The organism is Carbonicoccus niuqiaonis (genome assembly GCF_050157065.1).
GTDB lineage: Bacteria > Actinomycetota > Actinomycetes > Propionibacteriales > Propionibacteriaceae > Avipropionibacterium.
On sequence record NZ_CP189573.1, the window covers coordinates 2184140 to 2197683 of the forward strand.

Annotated in this window: 9 protein-coding genes and 4 tRNA genes; 4 read left to right on the top strand and 9 right to left on the bottom strand. The window is 69.7% G+C overall.

What is annotated here, in order from left to right:
- Positions 1-12: 12 nt before the first annotated feature.
- From ACQBAU_RS10020 to ACQBAU_RS10030, 3 genes are all read right to left on the bottom strand, one after another.
- The gene (locus tag ACQBAU_RS10020) at positions 13-585 is read right to left on the bottom strand and encodes an HIT family protein (protein WP_465256705.1); all 573 of its coding nucleotides are present in this window, start codon (positions 583-585) and stop codon (positions 13-15) included.
- A 35-nt stretch (positions 586-620) separates the two neighbouring features.
- Positions 621-2636, bottom strand: a complete 2016-nt coding sequence (gene thrS / locus ACQBAU_RS10025) for a threonine--tRNA ligase (RefSeq protein ID WP_465256659.1) — start codon at positions 2634-2636, stop codon at positions 621-623.
- Positions 2637-2901: 265 nt separating this feature from the next.
- Positions 2902-6189 (bottom strand): S41 family peptidase, encoded by a 3288-nt coding sequence (locus ACQBAU_RS10030; protein ID WP_434549003.1) that lies wholly within the window; start codon positions 6187-6189, stop codon positions 2902-2904.
- A gap of 41 nt (positions 6190-6230) precedes the next feature.
- Here ACQBAU_RS10030 and ACQBAU_RS10035 point away from each other — a divergent pair, with 41 nt between their 5' ends.
- Together ACQBAU_RS10035 and ACQBAU_RS10040 are read left to right on the top strand one after the other, a co-directional pair.
- Complete coding sequence (locus ACQBAU_RS10035; protein ID WP_465256660.1) at positions 6231-7070, top strand: aldo/keto reductase; 840 nt, start codon at positions 6231-6233, stop codon at positions 7068-7070.
- A gap of 143 nt (positions 7071-7213) precedes the next feature.
- Positions 7214-8608, top strand: a complete 1395-nt coding sequence (locus ACQBAU_RS10040; protein WP_465256661.1) for a hemolysin family protein — start codon at positions 7214-7216, stop codon at positions 8606-8608.
- 78 nt (positions 8609-8686) lie between these two features.
- Here the strand turns inward: ACQBAU_RS10040 and ACQBAU_RS10045 are convergent, their stop codons facing one another.
- The 6 genes from ACQBAU_RS10045 to ACQBAU_RS10070 all read right to left on the bottom strand — a co-directional run bounded on the left by ACQBAU_RS10045 (position 8687) and on the right by ACQBAU_RS10070 (position 12379).
- The gene (locus tag ACQBAU_RS10045; RefSeq protein WP_434549006.1) at positions 8687-9706 is read right to left on the bottom strand and encodes an L-idonate 5-dehydrogenase; all 1020 of its coding nucleotides are present in this window, start codon (positions 9704-9706) and stop codon (positions 8687-8689) included.
- 304 nt (positions 9707-10010) lie between these two features.
- Positions 10011-11636 (bottom strand): extracellular solute-binding protein, encoded by a 1626-nt coding sequence (locus ACQBAU_RS10050; protein ID WP_434549007.1) that lies wholly within the window; start codon positions 11634-11636, stop codon positions 10011-10013.
- 281 nt (positions 11637-11917) lie between these two features.
- Positions 11918-12073: a hypothetical protein gene (locus tag ACQBAU_RS10055; RefSeq protein WP_465259352.1), complete on the bottom strand. Its 156-nt coding sequence runs from the start codon at positions 12071-12073 to the stop codon at positions 11918-11920.
- Positions 12074-12103: 30 nt separating this feature from the next.
- Positions 12104-12175: transfer RNA gene (locus ACQBAU_RS10060), tRNA-Val, on the bottom strand.
- A gap of 1 nt (position 12176) precedes the next feature.
- Positions 12177-12247, bottom strand: a tRNA-Cys gene (locus ACQBAU_RS10065).
- Between the two features lie 60 nt (positions 12248-12307).
- A tRNA-Gly gene (locus ACQBAU_RS10070) sits at positions 12308-12379 on the bottom strand.
- Positions 12380-12524: 145 nt separating this feature from the next.
- Between ACQBAU_RS10070 and ACQBAU_RS10075 the strand changes: the two genes are divergently transcribed.
- Positions 12525-13382 (top strand): aminotransferase class IV, encoded by an 858-nt coding sequence (locus ACQBAU_RS10075; protein ID WP_434549008.1) that lies wholly within the window; start codon positions 12525-12527, stop codon positions 13380-13382.
- A gap of 47 nt (positions 13383-13429) precedes the next feature.
- Positions 13430-13504 (top strand) — tRNA-Val (locus tag ACQBAU_RS10080).
- Positions 13505-13544: the final 40 nt, after the last annotated feature.

Consider the following 13544-nt stretch of genomic DNA (forward strand, 5'->3'; position numbering starts at 1 on the left):
AGTCCGCCACGTTCAGTCGAGCTCGGCGAAGGCGTCGGCCAGCAGCGCCCGGCTCTGCCCGATCAACTGCGGGACCGGCTTGGTGTGGGCGACGATCGGCATGAAGTTGGCGTCACCGGACCACCGCGGCACCACGTGCTGGTGCAGGTGTGCGGCGATCCCTGCTCCGGCGACGGGGCCCTGGTTCATGCCCAGGTTGAACCCGTCGGGGTGGGAGACCGATCGCACCGCGGTCATCGTCAGCCGGGTCAGCCGGGCCACCTCGACGGTCTCGGCGTCGGTCAGTTCGGTGTAGTCCGACACGTGGCGGTAGGGGCAGACCAGCACGTGACCCGGGGAGTACGGGTAGAGGTTCATCACCACGTACGCCCACTCGCCCCGGTGCACCACGAGGCCGTCCTCGTCGGTCCGCTGGGGGGACCGGCAGAACGGGCACTCGCCCACCGAGTCGTCGAGAGGCTTGTCCTTCCCGCCGACGTAGACCATCCGGTGCGGGGTCCACAGCCGTTGGAAGGCGTCGGGCTCCCCGGGCAGGTCGGCCGCCTGCTCGGCTGTCGGGGTCGGGTCCGGCCGAGGGGTTTCCACCCCGGCCGGTGATCCCGGATCCGACGGCTCCACGGTCACACCTGCACCTTGGTGGCGATCGCCTCGGTGATCAACTCGACCGCTTCGGCGATCGGCACCCCGTTGCGCTGGCTGCCGTCGCGGAACCGGAACGACACCGCGCCCGCGTCCCGGTCGTCGCCGCCGGCGATCAACGTCCACGGCACCTTCGACTTCGATGCGGTACGGATCTTCTTCGGCATCCGGTCATCAGAGGTGTCGACCTCGACCCGGACCCCCTTGGCACGCAGGGTCGCCGCGACCTCGGCGAGGTAGTCGTTGAACTCGTCGGCCACCGGCACGCACACCACCTGCACCGGGGCGAGCCACGGCGGGAAGGCGCCGGCGTAGTGCTCGATGAGCACGCCGAGGAAGCGTTCGATCGACCCGAACAGCGCACGGTGGATCATCACCGGCCGTTGTCGGGTGCCGTCGGCCGCCGCATACTCCAACTCGAACCGGTCCGGCTCCATCAGGTCGACCTGGATGGTCGACAACTGCCAGCTGCGGCCGATCGCGTCGCGGGCCTGGACGCTGATCTTGGGGGCGTAGAACGCTGCCCCACCCGGGTCGAGCACCAACTCCAGCCCGGATGCCTCGGCGGCCCGGCGCAGCGCGTCGGTCGCCTGCTCCCATTCCTCGTCCGAGCCGATCGACTTCTCCGGGTCGCGGGTCGAGAGCTCCAGGTAGAACTCGTGCAACCCGTAGTCGGCCAACAGGTCGAGCACGAAGGTGAGCAGCGACCGGATCTCGTCGTGCAACTGGTCGGCGGTGCAGAAGATGTGGGCGTCGTCCTGGGTGAAGCCCCGGGCCCGGGTCAGCCCGTGCACCACGCCGGACTTCTCGTACCGGTACACCCCACCGAACTCGAACATCCGCAACGGCAGTTCACGGTACGACCGCCCGCGAGACCGATAGATCAAGTTGTGCATCGGGCAGTTCATCGGCTTCAGGTAGTAGTCCTGCCCCTGCCGCTTGAGCTGCCCGTCGGCGTGCCGTTCCTCGTCGATGTGCATCGGCGGGAACATGCCGTCGGCATAGAACCCGAGGTGCCCAGACGTCTCGAACAGCTGCGCCTTGGTGATGTGCGGGGTGGACACGAAGTCGTACCCGGCCTCGACGTGACGCTGCCGGGAGTAGTTCTCCATCTCCATCTTGATCATGGCGCCCTTGGGGTGGAACACCGGCAGGCCGGAGCCGATCTCGTCGGGGAACGAGAACAGGTCCAGCTCGGCGCCGAGCTTGCGGTGGTCGCGCCGGGCGGCCTCCTCGAGCCGGTGCTTGTACGCCTTCAGCTCGTCCATGGTCGCCCAGGCGGTGCCGTAGATCCGCTGCAGCTGCTTGTTCTTCTCGTTGCCGCGCCAGTACGCCGCCGCACTGCGCATGAGTGAGAACGCTGGGATGTAGCCGGTGTGCGGCACGTGCGGCCCACGGCACAGGTCGGACCAGGCGACCTCGTCGGTGCGACGCAGATTGTCGTAGATGGTGAGCTGCCCGGCGCCGACCTCGACGCTGGAGCCGTCCTCGTCCGAGCTGCCGCCCTTGAGCCCGATCAACTCGATCTTGTACGGCTCACCCGCCAGTTCTTCACGGGCCTCGTCGTCGGACACCTCGCGGCGGCGGAACCGCTGCCGTTCCTTGATGATGCGCCCCATCGCCTTCTCCAACGCCTTCAGCGATTCCGGGGTGAACGGTTCGGCCACGTCGAAGTCGTAGTAGAACCCGTCGGTGATCGGCGGGCCGATGCCGAGCAGGGCGTCGGAGTCGGCCTGTTGGACGGCCTGGGCGAGCACGTGGGCGCAGGAGTGCCGCATGATCGACAGGCCCTCGTCGGAGTCGATGGTCACCGCCGTCACCTCGTCACCGTCGGCCAGCTCGCGGTGGAGGTCACGGGTCTCGTCGGCGACCCGCATCGCGACCACGGTCCGATCGTCGCCGAACACGTCGAGCCCGGTCAGCGTCCCCTCCCACTCCCGGTCGGTGCGGCGGTCGCCGTGGATGACGGTGATCATGGGCATGGGTGCTCCTCGCATTCCGGGCCCGCTGTACGGGTGCAGGCCTGTTGTCGGTCGCCGCCCATTGTGCCACCGGGACACCTGGTGGGCCGAACCCGTTTCGCGCGCGCCATGTCACACGGTGCTCGCCATGACACACGTTCCTCGCCATGACACCGGTTCCTCGGCATGACACAAGCTTCCGGTGCCCGGAAACGTATGCCACGGCAAGGAACGTGTGCCGCGCCGAGGAACTGGTGTCGGAAGGGGCGTGTCGGGGATGGGCCCAGCCACGAGCCCCGGGTCAGGGGCGCACCTTCGGTTCGGGCAGCTGCGGCGGTACGGCGGCGGGCTGCTGTTCCAGCCGGTCGAGCACCTCGGCGATCCCGCGATCGAGTTGCGGGTCGGCGGGGCCGAAGAAGTCGGCCGGGCTGTGTTCCACCTCGATGTCGGGGTCGACACCATGGTTCTCCACCCCGAACCCGGCTCCGGCGAGCCAGAAGGCGTACCGCGGCTGGGTGATGCCGGTGCCGTCGACCAGCGCGTACCGGCCGTCGATCCCGACCACGCCACCCCAGGTCCGCACCCCGATCACCGGACCGATGCCGAGCGCCTTGGCGCCGGCGTTGACGATGTCACCGTCGGAGCCGGAGTTCTCATTGGCCAGCAGCACCACCGGACCGCGAGGCGCCTGGGCGGGGTAACTGCTCGCCGTCGCGTAGTGCCTCCCCAGGTCCCAACCGACGACCCGAGCGCTGAGGCGGGCGAGCACCATCTGGCTGGTGTGGCCGCCTCGGTTGTAACGAACGTCGGCGATCACGCCCTCGGCCCGGGTGGCCCGGCCGAGGTCGCGGTGCAGCTGGGCCCAGCCGGGGCTGGCCATGTCGGGTACGTGCAGGTAGCCGACCCGACCGCCGGCGTGCTCGCGGACGTACTCCCGACGCGACCTGACCCAGTCCTGGTAGCGCAACGCCTCCTCGTCGGCGATCGGCACCACGACCACGCGCCGGTCAGTCCCGTCGCGGCGCAGGGTCAGCTCGACCGGCTTGTCCGCGGCACCGATCAGCCGGGTCGCCGGACCGTGCACCTGGTCGACCGGTGAGCCGTCCACGGCAACCACGAGGTCCCCGATCCGGGCATCCACCCCGGCCGCCCGCAGGGGCGACCGGGCATCGGGGTCGGTGCTGTCCCCGGGCAGGATCCGCTCGAGCCGCCAGCCCTCCTCGGCCGGGGACAGGTCGGCCCCCAGCATTCCGAGCCGGCGGGCCTGGTCACCGGGAGGCGTCTGCGGCATCACGTAGGCGTGGGAGGTGTTGAGCTCCCCGACCACCTCCCACAGCAGGTCGACCAGGTCGTCGTGGCTGCGCAGCTGCTGCACCAGGGGCCGGTAGCGGGCGACCACGGCATCCCAGTCGACACCGTCCATGTCGGCCCGCCAGTAGTGGTCCCGCATGATCCGGGCGTTCTCGTCGTACATCTGGTGCCACTCGGCGAGCGGGTCCACCTCGAACCGGAGCCGGGCCAGGTCGACGGTGACCGCCTCGGGCGAGTCGTCATCAGGCTTGTGGTCGGCCGGCTGGACCACCACCGCGTCCTTGGCGCGGACGACGATGCGTTCACCGTCGCCGGACACCGCGTACGAGTCGACCTGGTCGGCGACCGTGCTGACCTTGCGCTGTTCGAACGACCAGAACTCGACGGTGTCGGGGGTCGGATCGGCACTGACCCCGGCGCGGCGGGCGCCCAGCTCACCGGCGTCGGCGGCCACCTTCACCCACAGCACCCCGTTCTTGGCGGTACGCAGGTCCCGGTACTCCCCCGACGGCACCGGGAACGGCACCAGCCGGTCCTCGGCCCCGGCCGCGTCCAACTCCGGGCTGGCCGGCGGCCGGGCCGCCCGGTCCGGCTCGCCGGGTCCACCATCATCGCCGTGACGCTCGCCACCGGTGCGGCCGTCGGTCGACGTCGGGCCACCGTCGGCCTTCTCGTCGGGCTTGGAGATGCGCCAACCGTCGGCACTCGGCCCGAACGGGGCCGGTTCGGTCGCGGCCAACGGCAGCAGCCAGGGCCTGGTCGAGCCCGAGAACGACAGCGCGAACTCGTGGGTGTCGTAGGTGGGGTCGAAGGTCCGGTCCGACAGGAACACCAGGTGCTTGCCGTCGGCGGTGAACGCCGGCGAGTGGTCGTTCAGGTTGCCCTCGGTCAGCGCGACCGGCGGCTCGTCGTCGGTGAGGTCGTTGATCACCAGCCGGAACCGTTCGCCCTCGTGCGTCGGCTCGGCCCAGGCCAGATACCGCCCGTCGGGGGAGAAGGCCAGCGACTGGGCCTCTCCCTCCCGGCTGTGGCCGACCTCGGCCACTCCCCCGTCGGTGATGCCGATCAGCCGGATCACCCCGTCGTGGGACACCGTGGCCACCCGCTCCCCGGCCGGGTCGGACCGGAGCTGCAGCACGCGGCCGAGTTGCCCGCCGAGCAGTCGGCGTGGTTCGGCCGTGCCGTCGAGCGCGTGCACCTCGAGGGCATCCTCGCCTTCGGCATCGGTGACGACGATCGCCTGCCCGGTACGGCCGAGCAGCTCGGGCTCGCGTACCCGGACCGCCGAGTCGGCGACCAGTGCACGGGCCGGGCCCTCACGGTGGCTGAGCCAGAACGCGGTCCCCCGCCAACCGACCAGGCTGCCGTCGGCACCATGATCAGGTACGAGCGTGTGCAGCTGTTCGGTCGGTGTTGCGGCGTACGGGCGGGGCGCCGCGACCGGCAGGTCGACGTCGAGCCGTCGGGGCTCGGCGTCCGGATTCTCCAACAGCCACAGCGATCCGCGGCTGTGCCAGACGATCCGCTCACCGTCGGTGGTGGCGTCACGGACATACCCCTCGGCCTCGGTCTGGTGGGTGAGCTGGCGAGGCTCCCCGGTCCCCGGCGTCGCCCACAGCCACAGGTTGGCCTGCTCGTCGGTGGCGGCCGGGAAGCTCGCGGCCCGGTCGGAGTTGATCACCAGTTGATCACCGAGCCACATCGGGTCGGTCAGGCCGGCGGTGTCGGTGCGCAGCAGTCTGGTCCACCGGCCGTCGCCGGTCTCGTCCAGCCACAGTCTGGGGGCGGTGCCGCCGCGGTACCGCTTCCAGTGGGCGACCGGGCGGCTGTACGGGGTGGCGAGGGCGACCGCCCCGTCGCCGCGGACCGCCACACCGGAGGCCGGGCCGTACGGCAGCCGCTCGGCCACCCCGTCCAGGCCGACCGCCCGTACGGTCAGGTGACGCATGATCGCCTCGCCGGCGTTGCTGGCGACCAGCACCCGGCCGTCGGCGGTCCAACCGACCACCCGCGTGGTCGAGGCACCCCACCAGGTCAGCCGCCGGTCCTGACCGGTGGCCAGTTCCACCACGACGACCTCGGGATGGCCGTCGCGGGTGGAGGTCCAGGCGATGTGCCGACCGTCCGGCGAGAACCGTGGATTGGTTGCCGGCACCCGGTCGTGGGTGAGCCGTTCGGCCCGACCACCGGCCAGTGGCGCGAGCCACACGTCGTCGGCGGCCACGAAGGTGACCAGCTGGTCATGGAGGTGGGGATAACGCAGGTAGGCACGAGTCACCGACCCAACGTAGCCCGCGGGTCGGCGAATAGGGTGGGGCCATGACGAACCTCGGCGGACCGATCCCCACCGTGCAACTCCGACACGGCGCCGAGATGCCCGTCCTTGGCCTGGGCACCGCGCCGATGGACGACGCCGAGACCGCAGCCGCTGTCAGGCAGGCAGTGGAGTTCGGCTATCGGCACTTCGACACCGCGGAGCAGTACTGCAACGAGCGCGGCGTCGGTCTGGGCATCCGCGACAGCGGCCTCGACCGGTCGGAGGTCTTCGTCACCACCAAGTTCAACCGGCAGTGGCACAGCGTCGACGGCGCCCGACAGGCTTGGCGGGCGAGCATCGAACGGCTCGGCACGGACTACGTCGACCTGCTGCTGATCCACTGGCCCCACCCGGCCCAGGACCGTTACGTCGACGCGTTCCGCGGCCTGGTCGAGCTGCTGCAGGACGGATCGGTCCGGGCGATCGGCACGTCGAACTTCAAGCCGGCGCACATCGCGCGGATCGTCGAGGAGACCGGTGAGGTCCCCGACGTGAACCAGATCGAGCTCAGTCCGTACACCACCCGTGACGCCAGTCGGGCCGACAGTGCTGCGCGAGGCATCGTGACGGAGTCCTACAGCCCGATCAAGCGGGGTGGCCTGCTGACCGACCCGGTGGTGTTCGAGGTCGCCGAGGCCATCGGCCGCACACCGGCACAGACGGTGCTGCGCTGGCACGTCCAACAGGGGCTGGTGCCGATCCCGAAGTCCGCCAACCCGCAACGCATGCAGGAGAACGCGACGATCTTCGACTTCGAGCTCACCGATGAGCAGCTGGGTCGAATCTCCGCCCTCGACCGCGGCGAGGCAGCTGCCACCGACTCCGACACGGTCGGCCACTGACCGGGACCCGATCGGGACGGCACGGTTCCGGACACGCTCGACCACCCCACGGGGCGGCCCCGTCATTGCAGACCGAGACCGGGGTGCCCATTAGGATTGGGTGGCATGTGTGACAGACCCGGCCGGCCGACCTCGGGAGCGCGATGAACGAGGTACTGCTCAACAGTGCCCTGATCTTGTTGTTCATCTGCATCGGCGGGGTGTTCGCCGCGGCCGAGATGTCGTTGGTGTCGCTGCGCGAGAGCCAGATCCGGGCGCTCGGCAAGCGGGGCAAACGGGGTCGCACGATCGCCACGCTGACCGAGGACCCGAACCGGTTCCTGTCCGCGGTCCAGATCGGTGTCACGCTGTCCGGCTTCCTGTCGGCCGCGTTCGGCGGGGCAACCCTGGCCAGTGCGCTCTCGCCGGTGTTGGAGCGGATCGGGCTGAGCGAGGCGGCGGCGGCCACGGTGGCGCTGGTCGCCATCACGGTGCTGATCTCGTACGTCTCGATCGTGCTGGGCGAGCTCACCGCCAAGCGGCTGGCCCTGCAGCGCAGTGAGGCGTTCGCCCTGGGGCTCGCGCCGATCATCAACGTCATCGCCACCCTGGCGCGGCCGGTGATCTGGCTGCTCGGCGTGTCGACCAATGTGGCCGTACGGGTGCTCGGGGGTGACCCGCACGCCAACCGCGACGAGGTGACCGACGAGGAGATCCGGGCCATGGTGTCCGGATCGACGACCTTGGGGGACCAGGAGCGCCAGATCGTCGACGACGTCTTCGCCGCCGGCGGGCGTGGCCTGCGCGACGTGATGGTGCCCCGCACCGAGGCCAGCTTCCTCCACGGAGACACCCCGATCCGGGAGACCGCACGTGCCATCGCCGGCGAGCCGCACTCGCGCTACCCGGTGACCGGTGAGTCGGCCGACGACGTCCTCGGGTTCGTCCACATCCGTGACGTCCTCGCCCCGGAGGTCGTCGACCGCGACCTCCCGCTCAGCAACCTGGTGCGACCGATCTCGGCACTGCCCGACACCGTGAACGTGCTGTCCGCGCTCAACCGGCTGCGCAACGAGCGGGGCCACATCGCGATCGTGGTCGACGAGTACGGCGGAACCGCCGGCATCGTCACCATCGAGGACCTGATCGAGGAACTCGTCGGCGACATCATGGACGAGTACGACCTCGCCCCGGACGAGCCCAGCGACGCGACCGGTGGTGGTGATCCGACCGTGTTCGACGGGTTGACCACGTTGGACGAGTTCACCGAACGGGTGGGTCGGCCGCTGCCCAAGGGCCGCTACCACACGGTGGCGGGCTTCCTGATGGCCGAGGCCGGAGCCCTGCCCGAGGTCGGCACCGAGGTGGTCGTCGAACTCGTCGACCCGGACCTGCCCGAGGACGAGGAGTCCGACAGCGAGGCCGAGCAGTGGCGGTTCACCGTCACCGAGATGGACGGCCGCCGGATCGCCGAGTTGCGCGCCGAACAGGTGCCCGCGGCAGCCGGGGCGGCCGTGGTCACCGAAGAGGCAGCAGGGACCGCTGATCCGACGGCCTGACAAGGAGTCCTGACCGGAGATCCGTCCGTACGGCTCCGGGCGCCTGGCCCGTACGACTCAGGCGCCCGTCCGTGCCACTCAGGCGCCGTCGCCGAAGTCGATCAGCACCTTGCCCGACGCCTGTGAGTCCGCGGCGACGGCGAACGCCTCGGCCACTTCGGCGACCGGGTGCACGTGGGTGATCACGTTCTCGATGGTGGGCTGCTCGGCCAACATCCGCACCGCGTCGTCGATCTCGGTGTTGAACCGGAAGCTTCCGCGGTACTGGACCTCCTTCGACACCAGCGCGGCAAGGTTGACCTCACGCGGCACGTTCGGCAGGTTGCCCAGTTGCACCAGCACACCGCCCCGGCGCACCGCACCCAGCAGTCCGGTGATCGCCTGCGGGACCCCGGCGCACTCCAGCACGACGTCGTACGCCTGGTCGGGCAGTTCATCGGTGCCGACGTTGATCACTGCGGTGGCGCCGACCGCGGTCGCGCGCGCGAGCGGTCCGTCGAGCAGGTCGGTCGCGACGACCTCGGCCGCACCGTCGGCGACGGCCCCGGCCACCGTCAACAGCCCGATCGGCCCGGAGCCGGACACCAGCACCCGCTTGCCGCGGACTCCCCCGGCGACCGCCAGCCCGTGCAGGCCGACGGCGAGGGGTTCGGCGAGGGCTGCGCGGCGCAGCGGCAGGTTCGCAGGCAGGGGGCGGACCTGGTCGTGCCGGACGATCAGGTGGTCGGCCATCGCCCCTTGGGTGTGGGGCCACGTCGACGCACTGCCGAGGTAGCCGCCGCCGGGCCAGAGATGACGCCGGTCCGGGCCGAGTCCGGGCTGCGGCTCACCCCAGGTCGCCGGGTGCACCGTGATCGGGGTGCCCGGCGCGTACCGACCGCTGGGGTCGAGGTCGACCACGCCCGACAGCTCGTGCCCGGGGACCAGCGGTTCGCGGATCGTGAAGACGCCCGCCGCACCGTCGGCGAAGTAGTGCAGGTCGGAGCCGCAGACCCCGACGTACGCCACCCGCACCCGCACCTGGTCCGCCCCGGGCCGAGGGGTCGGCAACTCTTCGGTGCGCAGGTCCTGCCTGCCGTGGATCCGGATCGCCCGCATGGCCCGGAGTATCGCACCCCGCTCCTCGAGCCTGTCGAGAGGTTCCTCGAACCTGTCGAGAGGTCCTTGAGCCTGTCGAGAGGTCCTTGAGCCTGTCGAGAGGTCCTTGAGCCTGTCGAGCGGTCCTCGAGCCTGTCGAGAGGTCGTCTCGACAAGCTCGACGGGCGTTGGTTTCCGTTCCTCGACGGGCGTTTGGTTTCCGTTCCTCGAGCTTGTCGAGAGGCAGCGACGCACCAGCGGGGGCGGACATGCCAAGGGCCGACGCGGCTTGTTGCCGCGTCGGCCCCAGGTGCTGCAGCCGGTGTCAGCCGGCGGCGGCGGCTTCCTCGAGCTCGCTCGCCACGGCGTCGCCGACCTTGCTCTGCCATTCGGCGACGAAGTCGTCCCAGGCCGACATCGGGCTGTTGCCTTGGATGACCTGCCGCTGGACGTCTTGCATCTTCTTGTTCAACGTGGCGCCCTCGGACACCGCGGTCTCGGAGTAGAGCCCGTTGCTGGCGTCCTCGATGCCGGTCGGCAGCACCGTGCTGGCGTAGGCATGACGCAGGTCGACACTCTCCTTGTCGCCCTGGGCGTAGATCACCGAGTTGCGGTTGCCACCCACGTAGGTGTGCGGGACCGGGGTCTCGGGGGCATCCTCCACCGGCACCGGGTTGGGGCCCTCCATCTCGTACGAGTAGCCCTCGACGCCGTAATTGAAGCCCAAGTACTGCTCGGTGCCGAACGGCGATGCGTAGAAGTCGAACACCCGCAGCAGCTGATCGATCCGCTCCGCGTCGTCGGTCTTGCGGAGCCCGACGAACGCCGAGTACCCGGCCGCAGACATGTGGACCGGAGCCTCGCCGCCGCCGTCCATCTTCGGCGGGATCAGCGATCCGATGGTGGTGTCGGGATTGGCGCGGATGTTGAAGTCCCAGCCACCGAAGCCGCGGATGAACAGCGCCGTCGAACCCGCGCTGTACCAGACACCGTTGTTGCCGGGCTCGGAGATGGAGTTGGGGTGCATGACGCCGGCCGCCCAGCACTGGGCCGTGTAGTCGAGCGCAGCCTTCATCTCCTCCGAGGCGATGTCGCTGACGAACTTCCCGTCCACGACCGCCCAGCCGTTGGGGCTGCCGACCATCTGCTTGGCGATGCCCAGCAACCACGCGCTGGGATCGGCGCCCATCGCGTACAGGCCCTTGTCCGTATCGGTGAGTTCCTTCATCAGCGCCAGGAACTCGTCACCGCTCTGCGGGGCGAGGTCGGACTCGGCCATGCCTCGTTCGGCGATCACATCCGCGCGGTAGTTGATCACCAGTCCGGTCGGCGGCTGCGGCCGGCAGACTCCCCACAACCGGCCGTTGACGGTGGCCAGCTTCCACGCCGAGGTGGGGATGTTGGCCAGCCCCGGGTACTTCTTGACGCCGTCACCACCCAGCACGTCGGTGAGGTCGGTGAAGTTCGCCTCCAGCAGCCTCGGCAACTCGGCGACCTGGATCACCTGGACGATGTCGGGCAGGTCCCCACTCGCCATCGTGACCTGGAACTTCTCCTTGTACCCGTCATAGGTGCCGAAGATCGTCTCGACCTCGGTGCCGAGCTGCTCGTTCATCCACGCGTAGTTCTTGTTGGTCTCCGGCGGCACAGCCGGCGGACCACCCTGCAGCATGATGCTGAACGGTTCGATCCCCTGCTGGGGATAGCCCTCCATGACGGTGGGCGGATCCGGGTAGTTGTAGAACCCCGGCGGCACCCCGTCGGCAGACGCCGGCAGGTCGGGCGTCGCACCTTCGAACGGCACGTACGCGGGCAGCTGGAGCTCTCCTGCGGCCCCAGCACTCTCGCCACCACCGCCCGGCTCCCCACCGCTGGTGTCGGGACCACAGGCCGCGAGCCCCGCAACCCCCGCAATCCCGGCGATCCCACCCAGCAAGGTGCGCCGCGACACGCTTGGCCCCGTTGCCCACCCACTTCGGCTGTTGACTCCCATGTCACTCCTCCAACTCGACGAACTGCGAACCCGGCCGCTCCGACCCTGGTGACGACCGAATGGCAACGGTTGCACGGGAGGGTTGGAACCGCCCAGCGCAGACGATGGAACGTGACAGAAGTGTGATGTAACTTCCTGCAACTTTCCGTCGGTGGGCTGCTGATGGAGGGGAGCCCGCGGCCGTGCGCCGCCGGGGCGTCCATCAGATCGCCGTCGGCCCAGCCGAGACGAACGTCTGGTCACGGGACGTGGGAATCCAGATTCTTCGCCGGGCGCATCGAGACCACCGGTCCGACGTCGAGTTGATCTTGTCGGGCCTCGTGGTCGCCGCGCCAACCGGGCGGCTCTCCGGCCACGGCCACCGCTGGGAGCTGGCCGGCGGCCCGGTGCCGCATTCCTCGATGGCGCCGGCTGGTTCTTCGGGGTGGGCGATACTGGGATCGAACCAGTGACCTCTTCCGTGTCAGGGAAGCGCGCTACCGCTGCGCCAATCGCCCGAGGTGGAGACGGGATTCGAACCCGTGTACACGGATTTGCAGTCCGTTGCCTCGCCTCTCGGCCACTCCACCACGTGGCGGGATTCGCTCGACCGAGCGAGCTTCCTCGCGTTGGTGGGCGAAGCCCCTCCGAGCGGACGACGGGATTCGAACCCGCGACCCTCACCTTGGCAAGGTGATGCTCTACCCCTGAGCCACGTCCGCATGCGCCACCCGGGCCAAGACCCGTTCTGTGGTGCGGTGAGCAACCATAGCAACCCTGCCCGGCAGTCAGCAAACCATGATCATGGGACGGACCGAGGCGCCCCGCGAGTGATGTCCCGCACCGGCCTACGGCACAATGAAACGCATGCCTGACACGTCTCCTGCAGCACGCCCTTCGCTCACCGTGTGGGTCAACGGACAGCTGCTGTCCGACCCGACCCAGCCGGCCCTGTCCCCGGTCGACCACGGCCTGGTCGTCGGCGACGGCGTGTTCGAGGCGACGAAGATCACCGAGGACGGCGCCTTCGCCGTTCAGCGGCACCTGGACCGGCTGTCGACCTCTGCGGCGAAGATGGGGCTGCCCGAGCCCGACCACGACCAGATCCGCGCCGCCATCGACGCGGTGCTGGCCGATCGGAGTTACGACCGCGGCAAGCTCCGGGTCACCTGGACCGGGGGCAACGGCCCGCTGGGGACCCCTGCCGCGTTCGGCCCGCCCACCTTGGTCGTGGCGGCCGAGGCGGCCCCCAAGCCCGATGCCCCCGAGGAGCTGTACACGGTGCCGTGGACCCGCAACCTCGACGGCGCCATGACCGGGGTGAAGACGACGTCGTACGGCGACAACGTGCGAGCCCTCGGACTTGCTCACCAGCACGGCGCCGGTGAGGCGATCTTCGCCAACACGGCCGGGAACCTCAGCGAGGGCACCGGCTCGAACGTCTTCTGTGTGTTCGGCGACGAGATCGTCACTCCCCCGCTGTCGGCCGGGATCCTGGACGGGATCACCCGCCGGCTGGTGCTGGAGTGGGTGTCGGGGATCCTCGTCCGCGACCTCACCGTCGAGGAGGCCCACACGGCCCACGAGGTGTTCGTCACCTCCTCCACCCGTGACGTCCATCCGGTCTCCACCTGGGACACGAAGACGTACGTGGCGCCCGGCCCGGTCACCACGAACGTGATGCGGGTCTTCGCGGAGCGCTCGGCCGCCGACCTCGATCCGTGATCCGATTCGCACGGGCTGGTCGACTCGGCTAGAGTACGTACCTGCTCGGGCGATTGGCGCAGTGGTAGCGCGCTTCGTTCACACCGAAGAGGTCACTGGTTCGAACCCAGTATCGCCCACCAGAAGTAGACCCCCGCTGACCTGCACCCTCGTAGGAAACAC

Excerpts from the sequence above, each read along its gene's own strand:
- thrS (WP_465256659.1), bottom strand. The coding sequence starts at position 2,636 with ATGCGAGGAGCACCCATGCCCATGATCACCGTCATCCACGGCGACCGC.
- ACQBAU_RS10075 (WP_434549008.1), top strand. The coding sequence starts at position 12,525 with ATGCCTGACACGTCTCCTGCAGCACGCCCTTCGCTCACCGTGTGGGTC.
- ACQBAU_RS10045 (WP_434549006.1), bottom strand. The coding sequence starts at position 9,706 with ATGCGGGCGATCCGGATCCACGGCAGGCAGGACCTGCGCACCGAAGAG.
- ACQBAU_RS10040 (WP_465256661.1), top strand. The coding sequence starts at position 7,214 with ATGAACGAGGTACTGCTCAACAGTGCCCTGATCTTGTTGTTCATCTGC.
- ACQBAU_RS10055 (WP_465259352.1), bottom strand. The coding sequence starts at position 12,073 with ATGCGGCACCGGGCCGCCGGCCAGCTCCCAGCGGTGGCCGTGGCCGGA.
- ACQBAU_RS10035 (WP_465256660.1), top strand. The coding sequence starts at position 6,231 with ATGACGAACCTCGGCGGACCGATCCCCACCGTGCAACTCCGACACGGC.